The organism is Rhizobium sp. BK212, assembly GCF_014197475.1.
GTDB classification, from domain to species: domain Bacteria; phylum Pseudomonadota; class Alphaproteobacteria; order Rhizobiales; family Rhizobiaceae; genus Rhizobium; species Rhizobium anhuiense.
Window position 1 is genome coordinate 127,192 of record NZ_JACIFS010000002.1, and the last position, 16,873, is coordinate 144,064.

23 protein-coding genes are annotated in these 16,873 nt (G+C 61.3%); 14 read left to right on the top strand and 9 right to left on the bottom strand.

Features of this window, described 5'->3' with window-relative positions:
- Nucleotides 1–26 precede the first annotated feature (26 nt).
- The 5 genes from FHT79_RS05615 to FHT79_RS05635 all read left to right on the top strand — a co-directional run bounded on the left by FHT79_RS05615 (nt 27) and on the right by FHT79_RS05635 (nt 3,300).
- The gene (locus FHT79_RS05615) at nt 27–296 is read left to right on the top strand and encodes a hypothetical protein (protein ID WP_246713932.1); all 270 of its coding nucleotides are present in this window, start codon (nt 27–29) and stop codon (nt 294–296) included.
- A 199-nt stretch (nt 297–495) separates the two neighbouring features.
- Nucleotides 496–711 carry a hypothetical protein gene (locus tag FHT79_RS05620; protein ID WP_028756077.1) on the top strand — a complete coding sequence of 72 codons (216 nt, stop codon included), beginning with the start codon at nt 496–498 and terminating at the stop codon, nt 709–711.
- Nucleotides 712–1,093: 382 nt separating this feature from the next.
- Entirely contained in the window at nt 1,094–1,582 is a 489-nt protein-coding gene (locus tag FHT79_RS05625) for a BA14K family protein (RefSeq protein WP_028756079.1), read from the top strand.
- 357 nt (nt 1,583–1,939) lie between these two features.
- On the top strand, nt 1,940–2,467 hold the full coding sequence (locus tag FHT79_RS05630; RefSeq protein ID WP_028756080.1) for a BA14K family protein: 528 nt from the start codon (nt 1,940–1,942) through the stop codon (nt 2,465–2,467).
- 248 nt (nt 2,468–2,715) lie between these two features.
- Nucleotides 2,716–3,300: a GNAT family N-acetyltransferase gene (locus FHT79_RS05635; RefSeq protein ID WP_183903041.1), complete on the top strand. Its 585-nt coding sequence runs from the start codon at nt 2,716–2,718 to the stop codon at nt 3,298–3,300.
- 129 nt (nt 3,301–3,429) lie between these two features.
- On the opposite strand, the gene FHT79_RS05640 is transcribed toward FHT79_RS05635, so the two are convergent.
- The 3 genes from FHT79_RS05640 to FHT79_RS05650 all read right to left on the bottom strand — a co-directional run bounded on the left by FHT79_RS05640 (nt 3,430) and on the right by FHT79_RS05650 (nt 6,420).
- On the bottom strand, nt 3,430–4,251 hold the full coding sequence (locus FHT79_RS05640) for a DUF3313 domain-containing protein (RefSeq protein ID WP_206114819.1): 822 nt from the start codon (nt 4,249–4,251) through the stop codon (nt 3,430–3,432).
- A gap of 151 nt (nt 4,252–4,402) precedes the next feature.
- Nucleotides 4,403–5,749, bottom strand: coding sequence for a HAMP domain-containing sensor histidine kinase (locus FHT79_RS05645; RefSeq protein ID WP_183903042.1), 1,347 nt, complete (start codon nt 5,747–5,749; stop codon nt 4,403–4,405).
- Nucleotides 5,749–6,420 carry a response regulator transcription factor gene (locus tag FHT79_RS05650; protein ID WP_028756072.1) on the bottom strand — a complete coding sequence of 224 codons (672 nt, stop codon included), beginning with the start codon at nt 6,418–6,420 and terminating at the stop codon, nt 5,749–5,751. Before FHT79_RS05650 ends, FHT79_RS05645 begins: the two co-directional genes overlap by 1 nt.
- Nucleotides 6,421–6,559: 139 nt before the next feature.
- On the opposite strand from FHT79_RS05650, the gene FHT79_RS05655 reads away from it, so the two are divergent.
- Nucleotides 6,560–6,706, top strand: coding sequence for a hypothetical protein (locus tag FHT79_RS05655; protein WP_164735916.1), 147 nt, complete (start codon nt 6,560–6,562; stop codon nt 6,704–6,706).
- A gap of 19 nt (nt 6,707–6,725) precedes the next feature.
- Here the strand turns inward: FHT79_RS05655 and FHT79_RS05660 are convergent, their stop codons facing one another.
- Nucleotides 6,726–7,268, bottom strand: coding sequence for an NADPH-dependent FMN reductase (locus tag FHT79_RS05660; protein WP_028756071.1), 543 nt, complete (start codon nt 7,266–7,268; stop codon nt 6,726–6,728).
- Between the two features lie 158 nt (nt 7,269–7,426).
- Here FHT79_RS05660 and FHT79_RS05665 point away from each other — a divergent pair, with 158 nt between their 5' ends.
- The 3 genes from FHT79_RS05665 to FHT79_RS05675 are packed head-to-tail and all read left to right on the top strand — an operon-like array spanning nt 7,427 to nt 10,049.
- Nucleotides 7,427–8,446, top strand: coding sequence for an ATP-binding cassette domain-containing protein (locus tag FHT79_RS05665; RefSeq protein WP_028756070.1), 1,020 nt, complete (start codon nt 7,427–7,429; stop codon nt 8,444–8,446).
- A complete protein-coding gene (locus FHT79_RS05670; RefSeq protein ID WP_028759028.1) occupies nt 8,443–9,243 on the top strand; it encodes an ABC-2 family transporter protein in 801 nt (266 codons plus the stop codon). Before FHT79_RS05665 ends, FHT79_RS05670 begins: the two co-directional genes overlap by 4 nt.
- A gap of 2 nt (nt 9,244–9,245) precedes the next feature.
- Nucleotides 9,246–10,049 carry an ABC-2 family transporter protein gene (locus FHT79_RS05675; RefSeq protein WP_047614029.1) on the top strand — a complete coding sequence of 268 codons (804 nt, stop codon included), beginning with the start codon at nt 9,246–9,248 and terminating at the stop codon, nt 10,047–10,049.
- Nucleotides 10,050–10,064: 15 nt separating this feature from the next.
- Here FHT79_RS05675 and FHT79_RS05680 read toward each other — a convergent pair whose 3' ends face one another.
- Nucleotides 10,065–10,586: a helix-turn-helix domain-containing protein gene (locus FHT79_RS05680; RefSeq protein ID WP_028827836.1), complete on the bottom strand. Its 522-nt coding sequence runs from the start codon at nt 10,584–10,586 to the stop codon at nt 10,065–10,067.
- A gap of 90 nt (nt 10,587–10,676) precedes the next feature.
- Here FHT79_RS05680 and FHT79_RS05685 point away from each other — a divergent pair, with 90 nt between their 5' ends.
- Together FHT79_RS05685 and FHT79_RS05690 are read left to right on the top strand one after the other, a co-directional pair.
- Nucleotides 10,677–11,318 carry a dihydrofolate reductase family protein gene (locus FHT79_RS05685; RefSeq protein ID WP_028758904.1) on the top strand — a complete coding sequence of 214 codons (642 nt, stop codon included), beginning with the start codon at nt 10,677–10,679 and terminating at the stop codon, nt 11,316–11,318.
- Nucleotides 11,319–11,517: 199 nt separating this feature from the next.
- Nucleotides 11,518–11,721: a hypothetical protein gene (locus FHT79_RS05690; protein ID WP_028756389.1), complete on the top strand. Its 204-nt coding sequence runs from the start codon at nt 11,518–11,520 to the stop codon at nt 11,719–11,721.
- A 101-nt stretch (nt 11,722–11,822) separates the two neighbouring features.
- On the opposite strand, the gene FHT79_RS05695 is transcribed toward FHT79_RS05690, so the two are convergent.
- Nucleotides 11,823–12,698: a helix-turn-helix domain-containing GNAT family N-acetyltransferase gene (locus tag FHT79_RS05695; RefSeq protein WP_028756390.1), complete on the bottom strand. Its 876-nt coding sequence runs from the start codon at nt 12,696–12,698 to the stop codon at nt 11,823–11,825.
- A gap of 143 nt (nt 12,699–12,841) precedes the next feature.
- Between FHT79_RS05695 and FHT79_RS05700 the strand changes: the two genes are divergently transcribed.
- Nucleotides 12,842–13,654 (top strand): hypothetical protein, encoded by an 813-nt coding sequence (locus FHT79_RS05700; RefSeq protein WP_028758905.1) that lies wholly within the window; start codon nt 12,842–12,844, stop codon nt 13,652–13,654.
- A gap of 16 nt (nt 13,655–13,670) precedes the next feature.
- On the opposite strand, the gene FHT79_RS05705 is transcribed toward FHT79_RS05700, so the two are convergent.
- The gene (locus tag FHT79_RS05705) at nt 13,671–14,480 is read right to left on the bottom strand and encodes a class I SAM-dependent methyltransferase (RefSeq protein ID WP_028758906.1); all 810 of its coding nucleotides are present in this window, start codon (nt 14,478–14,480) and stop codon (nt 13,671–13,673) included.
- Nucleotides 14,481–14,528: 48 nt separating this feature from the next.
- Nucleotides 14,529–14,906 carry a helix-turn-helix domain-containing protein gene (locus tag FHT79_RS05710; protein ID WP_028758907.1) on the bottom strand — a complete coding sequence of 126 codons (378 nt, stop codon included), beginning with the start codon at nt 14,904–14,906 and terminating at the stop codon, nt 14,529–14,531.
- Nucleotides 14,907–15,037: 131 nt separating this feature from the next.
- Between FHT79_RS05710 and FHT79_RS05715 the strand changes: the two genes are divergently transcribed.
- Together FHT79_RS05715 and FHT79_RS05720 are read left to right on the top strand one after the other, a co-directional pair.
- Complete coding sequence (locus FHT79_RS05715; protein ID WP_028757499.1) at nt 15,038–15,877, top strand: SDR family oxidoreductase; 840 nt, start codon at nt 15,038–15,040, stop codon at nt 15,875–15,877.
- A gap of 117 nt (nt 15,878–15,994) precedes the next feature.
- Nucleotides 15,995–16,357, top strand: a complete 363-nt coding sequence (locus tag FHT79_RS05720) for a hypothetical protein (RefSeq protein WP_028757500.1) — start codon at nt 15,995–15,997, stop codon at nt 16,355–16,357.
- A gap of 17 nt (nt 16,358–16,374) precedes the next feature.
- On the opposite strand, the gene FHT79_RS05725 is transcribed toward FHT79_RS05720, so the two are convergent.
- Nucleotides 16,375–16,842, bottom strand: coding sequence for an Lrp/AsnC family transcriptional regulator (locus FHT79_RS05725; protein ID WP_028757501.1), 468 nt, complete (start codon nt 16,840–16,842; stop codon nt 16,375–16,377).
- Between the last annotated feature and the right edge of the window lie 31 nt (nt 16,843–16,873).

The following is a 16,873-nucleotide window of genomic DNA, read 5'->3' on the forward strand; positions in this document are numbered from 1 at the left end:
GGCGCCCATGAGGGCGCCCGGCTGCCATGATGGCTTTCACGCCGGGCCACGCCGATCGATTGACGGCCAGTTGTGCATTTTCCCATGAAACCGTTTTCGCCGATTTGCGTTTAGCGGCCATGAAAAGAGAACGTGAACCCTCATCAAAGGCTTACCGGCAGGATCGTTTCGAAAACACCGAGCGAGCCGCCAAGGAAACCATCGAGGCGGAGCAGCGGGCTCGCCGGGAGAAAACCAAGCGGCTGAAAGAGCTGCGCCTGTCGCAGCAAAGCGGCAAGGCACCCGCAACCGAGTAGATCTCGCGCTCGCACCATCCGTTGAGCCGACGCGCCGATCGGTCCGTCTCCATGCCCTGACGCCCTCGCCTGCGTCTTACGGCGTGCGCCCCGAATTGTTTTGAATTTCGGACCTTCGCCCATCTTGCGGAGCAAAGATCGCGAAATTATCTTTTTTTACTCGATAGCGATTCACGGCATCCAAAAAGGGCAGATTGCGATGTCAGACAAGCTGTTCAGCACGCGTGACGAACCGCTCGCCTCCGAAGATCTGGATGTGTGCAGGCGTGTCCACGAAGCCCTCTGTAGCGGGCTCAATATCGACAGATCAAGCGAGGCAGCCGACCGACTTGGCGCGCTCATCATCGAACTCTATCGCCAAGGGGTGCATGACGAAAGCCAGCTTCGATTGCTGGCCGGCGGAAGGGGAGCCTGACAGCGCGCGATGCCGTTCAGGTCGGATCCTATCCGGGCATTCTCGATCGGCATGAAAATCTGGATCGAGGGCGCGCTCGGCCTCCAGCTGCTCAGGAGCGCCACAAGGCAGCTTAGAGCAATTCCAGGAAAAGTGCGAAGCGGTTTTCTCGGGCAAAGCGCGAAGCGGTTGTCAGGAATTGTGCAAAAATAAGATGTTAGAACAGTTCTGCGTTCCATGGAAAGCTGAACCGCTCCAGAACCTACCCGCCTGTCGGGCCTTGGCAGAACAGCCCTGCTGCGTTAGCGCCGACGCACATATTTCCTCCCGTCCATCAAAGTGAAACCTATTTCCTTCCGCTGCGTTACCCACGCGATAGATTAGTTGACCCAAGGTGAGTGAAATGAACAGATTCGCCATCATTGCCCTGTCGATAGCGACGGCCTTCTCCGGAACGCCGGCCTCGGCAGGTCCGGTTTTCGTGCCGAGCCCGGTGCAGTCGGCGCAGCCGGCGCCTCAAAACACTGACGCCCGCGTCATGACCATCGGCTGTAACAACTTCACGAACTGCCCGGGTCAGTTCAACAATGGTCGCAAGTGGTATCGCAACCGCCACCACTATCGCGACGGGCGCTACTACCGCGACGACCGCTATGGCTGGGATCGCCGCTACGATCGCCGGTATCGCCGATATGACAATCGATATGACAATACCGGCGCCATCATCGGCGGCCTGGCAGCCGGCGCCCTCCTCGGCGGCATCATCGCTTCGCAGCCGCGCACGAGTGGCTATAGTTCGCATGCCGACTATTGCTATAGCCGCTACCGGTCCTACCGCGCCTATGACAACACCTACCAGCCGAATTACGGCCCGCGCCGCCAGTGCCGCTAGTCCGGTCCATCTATCAGAACAAGCCTCGCATGAAGATGCGGGGCTTTTTTGATGGCTGAAAGCCCGTTGCGCGGCTTGCCAGGGACATCGTTAGGCTATTCTGATAATCGTCGCAGTCTAATGGCAATGTCCAGCGCAACGGTCCTCCAACACCGACTCCCTCGCTGCCCTCTCCACTCTCACCTCACGCCCGGCCACAAATCGCCTTGCTCCCTATCACCCACAACTCTATATGTGTGAAAAGCAAGATAGGTTAGCAGATACGCACATACCTAATCCCTCCTCATGCCAAAATGAAACTTAATGCCTTCCCCTGCGTTATCCCCTCGATACATCCATTGACCCAAGGTGAGTGAAATGAACAAATTCGGCATCATTGCTCTGTCGATAGCGACGGCTTTCTCCGGAATGCCGGCCTCGGCAGGCCCGGCTTTTGTGCCGAGCTTGGTGCAATCGGCGCAGCCGGCGCCTCAAAATACCGATGCCCGGATCATGACCGTCGCCTGCAACCCATACTCCATCGTCTGCTCGGGCGACGGCGATAACCGCAGATCCTACCGCAACCGTGACCGCGATAACGATGGCGACCGCGACCGGCGCAGCTACCGCGACCGCCGCTACGACCGTGATGACCGTTATGGCTGGAATCGCCGCGATGATCGCTGGGATCGCCGCTATGATCGCCGGTATCGCCGCCACGACAACAGCGGCGCCATCATCGGCGGCCTAGCCGCCGGCGCCCTCCTCGGCGGCATCATCGCTTCGCAACCGCGCACGAGCGGCTATAGTTCGCATGCCGAGTATTGCTATAGCCGCTACCGGTCCTACCGCGCCTATGACAATACCTACCAGCCGAATTACGGCCCGCGCCGCCAGTGCCGCTAGTCCGGTCTATCCATCAGAACAAGCCTCGCATGAAGATGCGGGGCTTTTTGATGGCCGAAATCCCGTTGTACGGCTTCCAATTGCCGGTCGGTCGTGCTTGCCTGCGCGGCCAAGCTTGATTGGTTAGGCGATAGGAACCTAAAGCATGTCGCGCAAAAGTGTGGTTTTGCGACAACGACATGCGTCGGAATAAAAGGCTAAAGCGTCAGGAGCGAATCTGAAAGATCGCGACGCGCTTTAGGTGCGAAATGCCATCTGGAGATACAGCAAAGCACGCCGTCGTCCTGCTACCGCCGGATCTGGAAAACCTGTCGGGCTTCGAAGCGGCGCTCGCCGCCGGCTGGTCTCCCAATCCGCGCCGCACGGGCGACGAAGCCTATGTTCGCGGCGAGCTTCAGCGGCTGCGCCACGACAGATCAAGCTTTCTCGACGATCTCATTGCTGTTGGCAGCCGGCGCGCCGAATCCGGACTGCGGCCGCTGATCATCCGTCCGTTCTGGATCTGGGACGGCGAATTCTGCGGCAGCATCAGCCTGCGCTTTCATGCCGGCACCGAGGAACTGCCGCCCGACGTATCGGGCCATGTCGGATATTCCGTCGTGCCGTGGAAACAGCGCAACGGCCACGCGACGACCGCCCTCACCCTTCTGCTGGCCGTCGCAGCCAAGGAAGGCCTCGACCGCCTCACCATCCTCTGCAACGAGGACAATGACGCCTCGCGGCGCGTGATCGAGCGCAATGGCGGCGAATTGTTCACGCGCGGCCCCCATTCCTCCGACAGGGCCGATCAGATCAAACTGTATTTCTGGCTGAAGCCCGGAACCGCCAGCTGACATGAAATGCGCAACGGATTTCCAGACGGACGGAGCACAAGCCTTGCCCGCCTTTGCTCCGTCCGTCCCATCAGCCTGGGGCGGGCTGAGTGCTGGTCGCCGCGGCTGTCGGTGCCGCCGCGCATTGTCTCAGTAGGTCGCGGCCGGTTTCGGCTTCTTCTCGGTCCATTGCGGCGGGGCGCCGTATTTGGCGGCGACCGCCCCCATCAATCCGGGCGGCCGGCCGAAGGCGTCGCAGGCGGCGTATTTTGGTTTGCCGCCGAGCCAGGATTTCATCCGTTGCCCCGATGGGAGCGAGATATCCAATCCCTTCGGCTCCTTGCCTTTGATCAGCATCCGGGAAAACTCGCCGCTGAATTTCGAAGCCAGGCTATAGGCGTCGCCGACCTCGGAAACGCGAGGGTTGTTCTGCAGCGAGTTTGCCCCGCGCGACCAGACGATCGCCGCCCGCTGCACGCCACCGCTGTCGACAGCTTCCGCCTCTACCGCCAGTCCGCCGAGGCCCGCCGGCAGCCGCGGCACGCCGACGGGCAGCACGAAACCGGTGCCGACGGTCACGACCGTCGAAACGCCCGCCATAGCCTTGTTGGTCGGCACGATGTCGGTGACGACGGAGCGGATCGTAAGATCCGCCGGCTGGCCGGCAGAGACCAGCTGATATTTGTCGCTGAGCGAAATGCAGAGCGCCCGGTCCAGCGCATTCGCCACCATCGTCCGGTCGGCGTCCGATTTAACGCGGGTCGCAGCGCTGAAGGCGAAGGTCGTCGGCACGATGCTCACCGTCTTTGCCGGGGCAAGGCGCGTCCCATCGACATAGACGCGCGATTTCGACAGCTTGCCCTTCGGCGCGCCGAGATTGCCGTAGGAGGAGAGCGTGCCTGCCTCTTTCAGTGGCACCGAGCTGCACCCGGTCGCGGCCATGACGAGCGCCAGCGGCAGAGCGAGGGACAAGCCTCTCGAGGCCTGCGGGAAGAAAAATAGGAATGGATTGCTGCGCACGCTGTCTGGCCTCCGTCACCGATGAACTCAGGGGAAAGTGGCGTCCAAGAATTGCCGCAACATTACATCGTCTCCGGCAACATGGGCTGCCGGAAGAGCCGGTCTATCCGAGCTGGATCGTCACCTCGGTGCCGGCGGAACTGCTTTCGATGTTGACCTCGCCGCCATGGTTCAAGCAGATCTGCTTGACGAGGCTGAGGCCGAGCCCTGCCCCCCTGCTCTTCGGGGTGACGCGGTAGAAAGGTTCGAACACCAGTTCGCGGTGCTCGGCCGGGATGCCGGGCCCCTCGTCGGCGACGCTGATCCGTCCACGGCCGGCAGCCGAGACCGAAACGGTGATCATGCCGCTCCCGCCGCCATGGTCGATGGCGTTGCGCACGAGGTTGCTGACGGCCCGCGGCAGCGCCGAGGGACTCCCTTTGCATTTCAGGCTCTCGACCTCGCTCTGAAACGATATCTGATAGCCGGCGCCGATCGCCAGCGGCGCAAGATCGGCCACGACGCCGCGGCTGATTTCGACCAGATCGACGATCTCATGGAGATCGGTCGCCTGGTCGTTGCGCTCGAAATCAAGCAACTGTTCCGCCGTCTCGGCCAAACGCGCGACGTCGTCGAGCAACCGCCTGCGGTCCTGCCCCTCGGCCGTTCCATCGATCCGGGTCTGCATGATCGCGATCGGCGTCCTCAGTTCATGCGCCGCATCGATCAGGAAGTGTTGCCGTTTGCGGAACTCGTTTTCCAGTCGGTCGAGCGCCTCGTTGAAGGCGATCACCAACGGAGCGACCTCCCTCGGGATGCCGTCTAGAGGCAGGCGAGCATCGTAGCGGCGAGGCTCGATCTCCGACGCCTTGCGGGCAACCTCGCTGACACTGGCCAGGCCGCGCCTGACGATTCTGGGAACGGCGAGAAAAACCGCGGGCAAGGCAATGGCGAATAGCGGCACGTAGATCGGATAAACAGCGCCCATAAGGGTAAGAACGGGCCAGCCCTTGTCGGCGACGCCGCCAAACAGCACCCGTAGCTCGCCGATCGCGGTCTCCACGCTTTCGACCGAGGCGATCTCGTCCGTGCCGGCCGATCCCCTGATATCAGCCCCTTCGAACAGATAGGTCAGGTGCGCAAGCTCACCGTAGGCTGCAGGGATGGTTCCGTAGGACACGAAAGAACCGTTCTTCGTCGCCGCAACATACCAAAGCCCGTCATACTGCTGCTTGAGCGCGTCCAACTCCGGTGTATCTCTTATTTCAAGCCGCCCTTCGGCATCGAGCGCAACGGCCGGGGCCAACGCGGCGGTGATATGGTCCTCCAGCGCAACGTTCGGAGAAAGGATCGTCGCGCCGTAGAAGCAGAGCCCGATAACCACAGCCGTCACCACACCGACGAAGACGAGGCTGAGCTGCCAGCTGAGCCGCCACCAGAGCGACGGATTGGTGTTTCCCGCCCCTCCCATCATTCTTCCTTCATCAGATATCCGACACCGCGGATATTGTGGATCGAAACCTCGGCTCCTGCGTCGGAAAGCCGTTTGCGAAGCCGCGATATGTGGGCATCGAGGGCGTTCGACTGAATTTCCTCTTCATAATTGTAGACCGCCGCCTCCAGCGTCGAGCGGAGCACGGTCTTCTCCTTACGCCTTGCGAGTGCGGCCAGCACCAGAAGTTCTCGCCGGGGCAGATCGAGCGGCGTATCGCCGACCGTGACGCTCAGATGCAGCGGATCGATCACCATGCGCCCAGCCGCGATCTTGAGATCGGACAGGTTCGGCGGCCGGCGCAGCACGGCGCGCAGCCGCGCCATCAGCTCCTCGACCAGAAACGGCTTGCCGAGGTAGTCGTCGGCACCGAGATCGAGGCCTTCCACCCGTTCCTTCGGCTCGTTCAGCGCCGTCAGCACGATGATCGGCGTCTCCTTCCCCGTCCGCCTCAATTCCGGAATGAAGCGCAACCCTTCGCCATCCGGCAGGCGCCGGTCGAGCAGGATCGCATCGTAGAGGTTCTGCCGCGTCAGCTCGACCGCGTCGGCCAGATGCATCGTGTGGTCGGTGACGATCCCGTGTTTGCCGAGCGCCGCCGACAGCGCCTCGGCCAGCTCCCTCTCGTCTTCTATCAACAGTATCCGCATCGCCCGTCCATTGTCTCGCTCACCCCTGTGTCCGCCACAAGGGTTGCGGCAGCATTGCGGAGCTTGCAAGGCAGCCGGTCATGCTGCTGCAATTGTTGAAGTCCAGCACAAAGATTATTCGCGGCAGCTGGAGATCAAGATGATCCGACCTATCCTCCGTCTCCTGACGAGACACTTCCTTTCCGCCTTCCTCCTCGCCGCGCTGCTCGCAGCGCCCCTCGTGATACTGCACACGCTTCACGAAAAGGCGGCCTTCGAGAGCGGTCTCCTGATGGAGGTGCGATGAGCGTGCGAGCGAGCGAACCTCAGGCGGTCTCGCTGCCTGACATGCAATAGGCCGAGAACGCCTGAAGATAGGCTTGCACCCTGAAACGGTTCTCCGCGGTTTCGACGGTCCTGAGCACATCGGCCGGCTCCAGTTTCATCAGAGGAAGCCGGAGGAAAATATCGCCGGCGAACCGGTCGGTGATGGTCGCAAGGATCGTGCGAAGACCGGCCAGCATGTCGTCGCCGCGATGCGATGCGTGCAGCAGCGCGATCGGCTTATGGACGATCTCATCTCCCGATACGAGCCAGTCGATCGCATTCTTCAGCCCGCCGGGGATGGATCGCACATATTCCGGGCTGGCAATGATCACCCCGTCGCTCTGAGCGATCACCTCGATGAAATCCCGCACCGCCGCCGGCAGAAATTCCCCCTCGAGATCGGGCGAAAATACCGGCAAACCTCCCACGCCATCGAAGATCGCAATTTCGATCTCATCTGGCGCAACGGCGCGCACCGCCCGCAGCATTGATGTATTGGTGGAATTGCGCCGGGCGCTGCCGGATATGGCGAGAATCTTCATGGCCCCTAACAGGAATCGATCGATCATGGCTGTCAACGCAAAAGGCTAGGATCGATTGAGTAACGCTAAAAAAGCGACTTTTGCTTGAACTAGCCAAGCCTCGCGTTAGCCTGAGTACTGCTGCCGAATCGGCGGGAATTACCCTCGAGGAAATACACATGACGGCTTTGATCGAGGCACGGGGCGTCAGCAAACGCTTCCGGCAGCACAAGAGATTTCCGGGCCTGCTGGGCGCCCTGAAGACGTTGGTGACCAACGAATATACCGAAGTTCTGGCCGTTTCAGACATTGGTTTCGACATCACGGCAGGCGAGGCCGTTGGTTATCTCGGCCCCAATGGCGCCGGCAAATCCACGATGATAAAAATGATGACCGGCATTCTGGTGCCGAGTGCCGGCACGCTCTCGGTGCTCGGACGCACGCCGCATCTCAAACGGATGGACAATGCGCGCGAGATCGGAGTTGTTTTTGGCCAGCGCAGCCAGCTGTGGTGGGATCTGCCGCTGGTCGACAGTTTTACCTTGCACCAGCGCATCTATGATATCCCAGCCGCCCGCTACGCGGACAATCTCCGGCGATTCAGCGAGTTGCTCGATCTCACGCCCTTTCTCGACCGCGCGGTGCGCCAGCTCAGCCTCGGCCAGCGCATGCGCGCCGAGATCGTCATGTCGCTGCTGCACGATCCCAAGATCCTTTTTCTCGACGAACCCACAATCGGGCTTGATGTGGTCGCCAAGGATGCGGTGCGGCGCTTCCTCGCCGAGATCAACCGCGAGCGCGGCGTCACCATCATTCTCACCACCCATGACCTTCAGGATATCGAAACCATCTGCCCGCGGCTGATCATGGTCGATCATAGCAGGCTCATCTTCGACGGCGAGTTGAGGAGCCTGCGTGCGGCATTGGGCTCTGCCCGGCGGCTGACGCTTGAATTTGCCAGCGACCCTGGACCGCTGCCGTTGCGCACCGCGGCCCTCGTCAGCGACGAGGGCTTGCGCAAGAACTATCTCATCGAGCGTGAAGACATCTCGCTGGTCGCAATCCTGTCGGAGGTCGGCAGCGGGCGCGGCCTCAAGGACGTGGCGCTGCATGAGCCCGACATCGAAGAGGTCATCCGCACCTTCTACCAGCGCCGCAACGCCGACCAGCGTAGCAATGCCAAGGCCCGGGCATCATGAGCGCCTATTTCGCCTTTGCGCGCAGTTCGTTCCATTCGCAACTCGCCTACCGCAACGAAGTATGGGCCAACGTCTTCGGCAAACTCGTGCAGGTCTTTGCGCGTGTCGCCATCTGGCAGGCGGCCTATGCCGGCGTCGGCGCAATCGTGGTCGAGGGGGTCTCCCTGCAGCAGATGGTGACCTATGCCCTGCTCGGCGGCGCCGTGATGGGCGCAACCCGCCCAGAAAGGATCATCGGCGAGATCGGCCGGTCGCTCAAAACAGGCGATGTCGCGATCTGGCTGCTCAAGCCCTTGTCCTATCCTCTCTATCTCTTCGCCAACGAATGCGGCAGCTTTCTCTACCGCCTGGCAACGCAGGTCATCCCGACCGTCGCCTTCACCGCCTTGTTTTACGGCATGCTGCCGCCCGCAAGCCTGTTCCATGCCGTGATGTTCATCGCCTTCTGGGCGCTGTCCTTTGCGCTGCTGTTCCTGATATCAGCGCTTTTCGGCCTCGTCGCTTTCTGGCTGATGACGAGCTTCTCGCTGGACTGGATCCTGGGCGCCCTGCTGCAACTGTTCTCAGGCGTGCTGGTGCCCTTCTGGTTCTTCCCCGAACCTCTGGCCACGATTGCCCGCCACCTGCCCTTTGCCTGGATCGTCTATTACCCCAATGCCGTCTATCTCGGCAGGCTTTCCACGCCCGAGATCTGGCTTCATCTCGGCCTGGGGCTCGGCTGGGCCGCCTTGTTCCTCGCCGGCGTCCTTTGGCTGTGGCGCTGCGCCTCCAGCCGCATCACCGTGCAGGGAGGTTGATCATGCTGATGCATCACCTGCGCGTCCTGCCGCTGCTGGTGCGGATGCACGTCCGCTCCAAGATGGAATATCGCGGCGCTTTCTGGCTCGACCGTCTTGCACAGATACTCTCCTATGGCAGCGTCTTCGCCACCATCGGAATCCTGCTTGCCCGCTTCGACACGCTCGGCGGCTGGACCTGGCCGGAGCTTGCGCTGTTGTTCAGCTTCCAACTGCTGGCTTATTCGCTCGGCGCTGCGATGAGCTTCGTGCAGTTGCGCGAACTCGAAGAACTGGTGCGGCTCGGCACTTACGACACGCTGCTGGTAAAACCTTTCAGCCCTTGGGCCTATCTGGTCTTTTCCGGCCTCAATATCGGCTATACCGGTCACATCCTCCTCGCGGCGGCGCTGATGGCCTGGGCAGTTCTGTCGGTCGACTTCGTTTGGTCGGTCTGGTCCGCGTCATTCTTCATTGCTGCGCTTGTCAGCGCAACGCTGCTGACGGGTGCGCTCATCACCATGATCGGCGCCACCGCGCTGATCTGGGTGCGGTCCAACCATTTGTTCTCGATCTTCTTCGGCTTTTGGGAGTTGACCCGCTACCCGCTCAATATTTTTCCTGGCGGCATACAGCTCATCCTCATAACCGCAGTCCCGCTGGCCCTCACCAGTTCCGTTCCCGTCGGCGCCCTGCTCGGCAAGCCCATCCCGATCCTCGGGGGCTGGGCCGAGCCGGTGTCGCTTGTGGCCGGGCCGATCTGGGTCTTGCTGGCAATCGCTCACTGGCGGTACGCCACCGGCAAATATCAGGGTGCCGGTGGCTGATCGGGCCTGCCGGCGTCAGGACGCCTGCGCCGACGATCTCGCGCGGACCTCGAGGAATGCCGCCGTCAGCTTCGCCAGCACCGGTGAGGTGCAGGTGCCATTGGCGCCGCCGATCGGATCGACGATATGGATCTGCCGGAGATCCTCCATGAACGCGTCCCAAAGCGGCGGTCCGCCTTCTTCAAGAAGCTGCGCGCGGATGCTCAGTTCCTCGCTCACCGGCAGATGGCGGCGTCCCCAGGCGCCGATCATCGCGAAGACGGGCACGAGCTGGATCGCCGGCTCCGTCAGGCTGTAGATTGCTTTCTGGCTGTGGCTCGGATCGTCCCGCTTGCTGATGAATCCGAGCGAGAGCAGACGCTTCAACCGGGCGGCCAGTATGTTGGAGGCGATCCCCTCCTCCGAATGGGTCAGAAGCTCGCGAAAATGACGGCGGTTGCCAAACATGATGTCCCTGATGATGATGAGGCTCCACCGATCGCCCAGCACTTCCATCGTCAGGTTGATCGGGCAGCCCGACCGCAGTTCGATATCCACCAATTTTCTCCTTTGAAAAACTGGTTGCAATATAGGATCACTTATGCGACAAAGCAACCAGTTTCAAACAGCAATCAGATGGAGGAAAGCATGACCAAAGTGCGTGTCGCAGCGTTTTCCCTTTCCGTGGATGGTTTCGGCGCCGGGCCGGAGCAGAGCCTGAGCGATCCGCTGGGCAAGCGGGGAACGGAACTGTTTGAATGGTTTTTCCGCACCCGCACCTTCCGCGCGATGATCGGAAAGGACGGCGGTTCTGAAGGCGTCGATGAAAATTATGCCGCCCGCGGCATGGCCGATTTCGGCGCCTTCATTCTCGGGCGCAACATGTTCGGCCCCATCCGCGGCGATTGGCCGGATGACGCCTGGAAAGGCTGGTGGGGGCCGAACCCGCCATATCACGCGCCGACCTTTATCCTGACGCATCATCCCCGCGAGCCCATCGTCATGGAGGGCGGCACGACGTTTCACTTCGTCACCGGCGGCATCGAGGAAGCGCTTGCCAAGGCGAAGGCCGCGGCTGGCGGCAAGGACGTGAAAATCTGCGGCGGCGTCAGCACCGTCCGCCAATATCTGCAGGCCGGCCTGATCGACGAATTGCATTTCGCCATCTCGCCTGTCGTGCTCGGCAAGGGCGAATCGATGTTCAACGGCATCGACCTCCCGGCTCTGGGCTTCCGCGTCACCGAGCATGTGACGACCGAACACGCCACCCATATCGTGTTGGCCAAATAGACGAGCCGAAGCAATCCTGGCGGATACCGCTCTGACGGCCGCAGTCTGAATCGTTCCCGGACGCGCCGCCAGACGGTGCCAAAATAGCTTTGGTATTGCTGCGGAATGAGCGTAACATACACGCGCTCGGCCATCGGATCATCGGCGACGCCGTTTGAGAGACCATAGGTGTTCTAGCCGCTTCGTGGAGGGTACGAAGATGCTCCTGTCGCTCATCTCACTCAACGACGATGAAATAACCATCGTCACCGACACTGTTCGGCAATGGTGCTGCGAGAGGAAACTCGACATCGACAGCATCGAAGGACGCCGTGCCATCACTGTCGCCGTCGATCTCGTCCAGATGAACACCGACGGCAACAGGCTTTTTGCCGAGCTGTCGAAGCAGTTGGACCACCGGTAGGATCATCGATCCATCGAACCCGTCCCGGAGAGATGCAGGAGCAACGCTGCGGCGGGTCTCGAAGCGCGAGGCGGGCGCACAGCTTGATCGAATTTGCTTAGCTAAAGACGTTTTTCAAAGAAAGTGTCAGGGTACGGGTCGTCGTTGAAACGGTCGATCTCGTTCCAGCCGGTTCCGCGATAAAGCTGTGTTGCCTCGGGCAGCGCACTATTCGTATCCAAACGCAGGATCTTGACGGACAACTCGCGGGCGATGGTCTCGGCAGCCGTCATCAGGCGTTTTGCCAACCCGAGGCCGCGCGCGGAGGGCGCGACCCACAGTCTTTTGATCTCCGCCACCTCGCCATCACTGCCCTTCAATCCGACGCAGCCGATCGGCAGACGATCTGACAGGGCCACCAGGAATGCCCCGCGCGGACGGATCATATCCTTGGCGTCGGGATCGCGAGAAAGCGAGACATCGAAACCCTTCTCGAAGCGGCGTGCAAGTTCGCCATAATATTCACTCAGACAATATCTGGCGTCCTCGTGTTGAGGATCTTGCTCCTCGAGAATGATGTGGTCACGCCTGAGCGAGGAAGCGACGATATCCATGGCGCGCAGGAGCTCTTCCGGGCGGCGATGGCGTGCCAGAAAAGATTGAGCCTGCGCGTTGGAAAGCGCTTCATAAGCCCGAAACTCGGAACGGCCGCTTTCGGTCAGCCGGACAATACGGCGGCGCGCATCCTCCGAGTTCGCGACCGTCTCGATGAGCCCCTCCTCTTCCAGACTGCGCAGCAGTCGGCTCATCAGACCCGAGTCGAGACCGAGATAATCGCGGATCATCGCAACGTCCGATTGGCCCTTGCCGATCGCATTGAGAACGCGAGCTGCGCCCAAAGGGCGGCCACGTCCGAGGAAAGAGGTATCGAGAGCGCCGACTTCGGAGGTGACGGCACGGTTGAAGCGACGGACACGAGAGACAGGATCGAAAGCCATATTATCTGACTTAGGTCAGGTAATTGATCATGTCAATTCTGCGCACTCAAAAAGCAGATTTTCCGGCCGGTCGCCGGCTGACGCCACCTTGCGCAACACCATCCCCTCACCTATGGAAATGCAACATTCCGCAAGGCCTCTCAGTGTTCCGTTTTGCCCTTCATCTCCTGATCGCCCTCATCCTGACGTTGCTGACTGAGATCGGCGGCATCGCCTATCTTATCGCTCTCGCCGCATCCCACATCTTCGACATACGGCGATTTCCGGCGAAGCTTGCGATTTTCCTGATTTGTTATGCCGGCGCGACATTCGCCGCGAACCTTGCCGCACCGATGTTCGGACGGGTTCCCCTCTCCTGTGTCGCCAGTGCCGCGGACCGGCTCGTGGTCCGCTCTCCGATCTATTGTCTGCTGAACCGCAACTACGTCACCCCAGACGTGCGCGATCTGGCAAAGGCGCTTGCCGTCCATATGGACAAGCAATTCCCAGGCACCGTCACCGTCGCGCTAGATGCGAATTTTCCCTTCATGAATGGCTTTCCGCTGCTTCCGCATCTGTCGCATTCCGACGGGAAAAAACTCGACTTCGCCTATTATTACAAGGATGCGGACGGCGCCTTCCTGAATGGCGTCACCCGCTCGCCGATCGGCTATTTCGCCTTCGAGCAACCGAATCCCGGTGACGAACTGCCATGCGAAGGGCGTCATGACTGGCTCACCACCCGTTGGGACTTCAATGCGCTGCAGCCTCTGTTTCCGGCCTATCGCATCGAGGAACAGCGCACATCGGCCGCGATCGCCTGGCTGACCAGCGAAGGCGTGGCGCGCTTCGGCCTGCAGAAGATCTTCATCGAGCCGCATCTCAAGAACACGCTTGGGTTCACCGACAGCCATATCCGCTTTCAAGGCTGCCGCGCCGCCCGCCACGACGACCATATTCACATCCAGGTCGAATGATCCTCTCGCCGACCCGTCAAGAATGCCGGCGCGCCGTATAGATCGCCGTCGTCATAATGCGTTCGACGTGTCCGCCGAACCTGGATGCGGCGATGTCTTCCAGGGCATCGAGCAGTGCGCCACGCTCCACCGACGGCAGTGCAGTCACGTTGGAAAAAGTCGCGTAAAGCCTGCGAACGGCTGGCGGATCGAGCGTCAGCGTCCACGGGAGAAATTGCGGTGCGTCGGCAGTGAAGCCAGTGGCGGCCAGTTCCCCGACACGGGCCTCGGCGTCCAGCCCGTGAGGCAGCCGTTCGGCATCGCCGCTCGACGGGCTGGACGGGCTATTCGCGAAGAGATGAAGGGTTTCGTCGTGGAAGGCATCCGGCCGGCCGGCATCGCCAAAGACATTCCACCACAGGGCGATGGCTCCGCCCGGCCGGAGCAGATCATGGATCTTTTTCAGCGAATTGATCGGGTCAAGCCAATGGAAGGCCGTCGCAGCGGCGACGAGATCGAAGGAGGCAGGCTCGAGATCCGCGGTCTCGAAAGGAGCCGTCACGATATCAAGACGCGCGTCGTCGATCGAGGCGCGAAGGTAGTCCGCAAGCCGGCCATCAGGCTCGACGGCAACGAGCCTGCGCGGCCGGTGGCCGAGCAACGTCCTGGTCGCCAACCCTGAACCGGCGCCGATCTCCAATATGTCGATGCCGGCCTTGAGACCGGCGCGCTCGCGCAAGGCCGTCCATGTCGCTCGCGGATAAGGCGGCCGCCCGCGGTGATAATTGGCAGGATCATTCCCAAACGCTTCGCGGCCAAACCGACGGTCGAGCTTTACCGTTTCCATCGCGGACTCCATCTACAGCGTCCTTTGAATTATGCGGCAGCCAGGCTATCAAACGGGGTGGGTTTCGTCATAGGCGCGTTGTGCCGCAAAAATGGCATCCATATTCTTCTCGGCCCAGTGGGCAAGAGCGGAAACGGTATCCGTCAGGGTGCGCCCCAGCGGCGTCAGCGCATATTCGACGGTCACCGGCACGGTCGGAAAGATGGTGCGAGAGATCAGCCCGTTGCGCTCCAGCTTCCGCAGCGTCTGGGCCAGAACCTTCTGCGATATACCCTTGATATCGCGGCGGATGTGGTTGAAACGCACCGGCCCGCCTTCCAGCCGGTCGAGAATGAGCAGCGCCCATTTGTCCGCCAGCCGGTCCAGCACCAGCCGCGTCGGGCAGCGGTCCTCATAGACGTTGTAGGCCTGTTGCATCGCCGTCATCTGCTTTTCCCTTCCCGAAGCGGTTTCCCGGAGGAAACCAGGTAACAAAAAAGTGCTCTCTTTTCCAATCCGTATTTACCTGTATCTATCCAATAGTAAGATAGTTTCCAATAGATACCAAGGAGAGTGACATGAGCAACAAGATTCTCGTTCTCGGCGCGACGGGTACCGTCGGCAAGCATGTGGTGGATGGGCTTCTGGCGAAGGGCGAGGCTGTCAAGGCCGCTTCCCGCACGGGCAAGCCCGTGGCGGGCGCCGAGGGCGTCGTCTTCGACCATGGCAAGCCGGAAACCCATGGCCCGGCCTTCGAGGGCGTCGACCGCGCCCATGTGCTTCTGCCTTCCGGCTATGTCGATGCCAAGGGTCTGCTGCTGCCCATCATCGAAGCGGCGGCCAGCCGCAAGGTAAAGGTCGTGTTCCAGAGCGTTTTCGGCGTCGACGCCGACGACTCCATCCCCTATCGCCAAGTCGAGATCGCCCTGGAGAAATCAGGAACACCCTACGTCATCCTGCGTCCGAACTGGTTCGCCGACAATTTTCATACCTTCTGGAAGGCCGGCATCGACCATGGCCAGATCGCGCTTCCGGCGGCCGAGGGCAAGTCGAGCTTCATCGACGCCCGCGACATCGCGGCAAGCGCCGTGGCCGCCCTCACCTCCTCAGCCTTCGACGACAGGGCGTTCAACCTGACTGGGCCGGAAGCCCTGTCCTACGCTGAGGCCGCCGTCATCCTTTCCGACGTCATCGGCAAGCCCGTTGCTTACAACGCCATCACGGACGAAGCCTTCGTCGGCATTCTCACCGGCGCTGGCGTGCCGGCCGACTATGCGAGCTTCCTCGCTTCGATCTTCTATCCGGTTCGCCAGGGCTGGACCGCCGCCGTGACCGGCGATGTCGAGACGCTGACGGGCAAGGCGCCGCGTTCGCTGAAGACTTACGCGGCAGATTATGCCGCGGCACTGAAGGCATAAGTGCAAACAAAGTCGCAGACGGCGGTGTCCGCCGTCTGCCCTCCATGCAATGATAAAAGGAAGTCCGGCAATCGCCGCTGCAGCCGCCCCAGACGACATTCCCCAGGGAGCCATGCCATGCGTCCAGCCATCGCGATCCTCTTCCTGGTTGAAACCTGTCTTTATGCCGTTGCCTCGCTCACCCACGCCGGGCTCGTCCTCGAAGGCCATGAACACCGGCAGGCGATGATTGCCGAAGCAGTGATATCAGCCGTCCTCCTTCTCGGCCTGACCGCGCTCAGCCTTGACCGACCGTGGAGCCGCGCGGCTGCGATCTCGGCCCAGTCCTTCGCCCTCCTCGGCACTCTCGTCGGCGCCTTCACCATCGCCGTCGGCGTCGGCCCGCAAACCAGGCTCGATTACGTCACCCATGCCGTAATGATCCTGCTCCTGGTCACAGGCCTCATCTGGCTGACAAGGAAGCGGAACGCCCCGGGATAAGGATCGAGCCACGACGCCTATCGCAACGGCAGTTCGTAGCTCCGCTTCAGCGTTTCCATCGGCACGTCGGTCTTGACGCTGAGCACGCTCGGAATACGAGTCAGGTGGTCGGCCTGAAAACGCCAGTAGCTGTGCAGATCGGCGGTGACGATCCGAAGCACGGCATCGCATTCCCCTGTGGTCAGGTAGCATTCCATCACCTCGGGAAAGCGCCTCACAGCTTCTCCGAAGCGGAGCGTCACCTCGGCGTCCTGGGTCTTGAACCACACGCGGGCAAAAACCGTCAGCCCAGCCCCGATCTTGGCAGGGTCCAGCACGGCGACGTAGCGATCGATGATCCCGGCCTCTTCCAGCAGCCGCACCCGTCGCAGGCACGGCGAAGGCGACAGCCCGACCTCCCTCGCCAGATCGACGTTCGAAATACGCCCGTCACGCTGAAGCACGCGCAGGATATGGCGATCGATCGGGTCCAACGTTCCTGGCATTTCATAGCTCCAACTATTCTCTGAATGGCAG

Coding starts and splice junctions, on each gene's coding strand:
- FHT79_RS05690 (WP_028756389.1), top strand. CDS start 11,518: ATGCTCCTGTCGCTCATCTCACTCAACGACGATGAAATAACCATCGTC.
- FHT79_RS05715 (WP_028757499.1), top strand. CDS start 15,038: ATGAGCAACAAGATTCTCGTTCTCGGCGCGACGGGTACCGTCGGCAAG.
- FHT79_RS05630 (WP_028756080.1), top strand. CDS start 1,940: ATGAACAAATTCGGCATCATTGCTCTGTCGATAGCGACGGCTTTCTCC.
- FHT79_RS05620 (WP_028756077.1), top strand. CDS start 496: ATGTCAGACAAGCTGTTCAGCACGCGTGACGAACCGCTCGCCTCCGAA.
- FHT79_RS05720 (WP_028757500.1), top strand. CDS start 15,995: ATGCGTCCAGCCATCGCGATCCTCTTCCTGGTTGAAACCTGTCTTTAT.
- FHT79_RS05670 (WP_028759028.1), top strand. CDS start 8,443: ATGAGCGCCTATTTCGCCTTTGCGCGCAGTTCGTTCCATTCGCAACTC.
- FHT79_RS05645 (WP_183903042.1), bottom strand. CDS start 5,749: ATGGGAGGGGCGGGAAACACCAATCCGTCGCTCTGGTGGCGGCTCAGC.
- FHT79_RS05710 (WP_028758907.1), bottom strand. CDS start 14,906: ATGACGGCGATGCAACAGGCCTACAACGTCTATGAGGACCGCTGCCCG.
- FHT79_RS05665 (WP_028756070.1), top strand. CDS start 7,427: ATGACGGCTTTGATCGAGGCACGGGGCGTCAGCAAACGCTTCCGGCAG.
- FHT79_RS05655 (WP_164735916.1), top strand. CDS start 6,560: ATGATCCGACCTATCCTCCGTCTCCTGACGAGACACTTCCTTTCCGCC.
- FHT79_RS05635 (WP_183903041.1), top strand. CDS start 2,716: ATGCCATCTGGAGATACAGCAAAGCACGCCGTCGTCCTGCTACCGCCG.
- FHT79_RS05625 (WP_028756079.1), top strand. CDS start 1,094: ATGAACAGATTCGCCATCATTGCCCTGTCGATAGCGACGGCCTTCTCC.
- FHT79_RS05615 (WP_246713932.1), top strand. CDS start 27: ATGATGGCTTTCACGCCGGGCCACGCCGATCGATTGACGGCCAGTTGT.
- FHT79_RS05675 (WP_047614029.1), top strand. CDS start 9,246: ATGCTGATGCATCACCTGCGCGTCCTGCCGCTGCTGGTGCGGATGCAC.
- FHT79_RS05660 (WP_028756071.1), bottom strand. CDS start 7,268: ATGAAGATTCTCGCCATATCCGGCAGCGCCCGGCGCAATTCCACCAAT.
- FHT79_RS05685 (WP_028758904.1), top strand. CDS start 10,677: ATGACCAAAGTGCGTGTCGCAGCGTTTTCCCTTTCCGTGGATGGTTTC.
- FHT79_RS05705 (WP_028758906.1), bottom strand. CDS start 14,480: ATGGAAACGGTAAAGCTCGACCGTCGGTTTGGCCGCGAAGCGTTTGGG.
- FHT79_RS05650 (WP_028756072.1), bottom strand. CDS start 6,420: ATGCGGATACTGTTGATAGAAGACGAGAGGGAGCTGGCCGAGGCGCTG.
- FHT79_RS05695 (WP_028756390.1), bottom strand. CDS start 12,698: ATGGCTTTCGATCCTGTCTCTCGTGTCCGTCGCTTCAACCGTGCCGTC.
- FHT79_RS05725 (WP_028757501.1), bottom strand. CDS start 16,842: ATGCCAGGAACGTTGGACCCGATCGATCGCCATATCCTGCGCGTGCTT.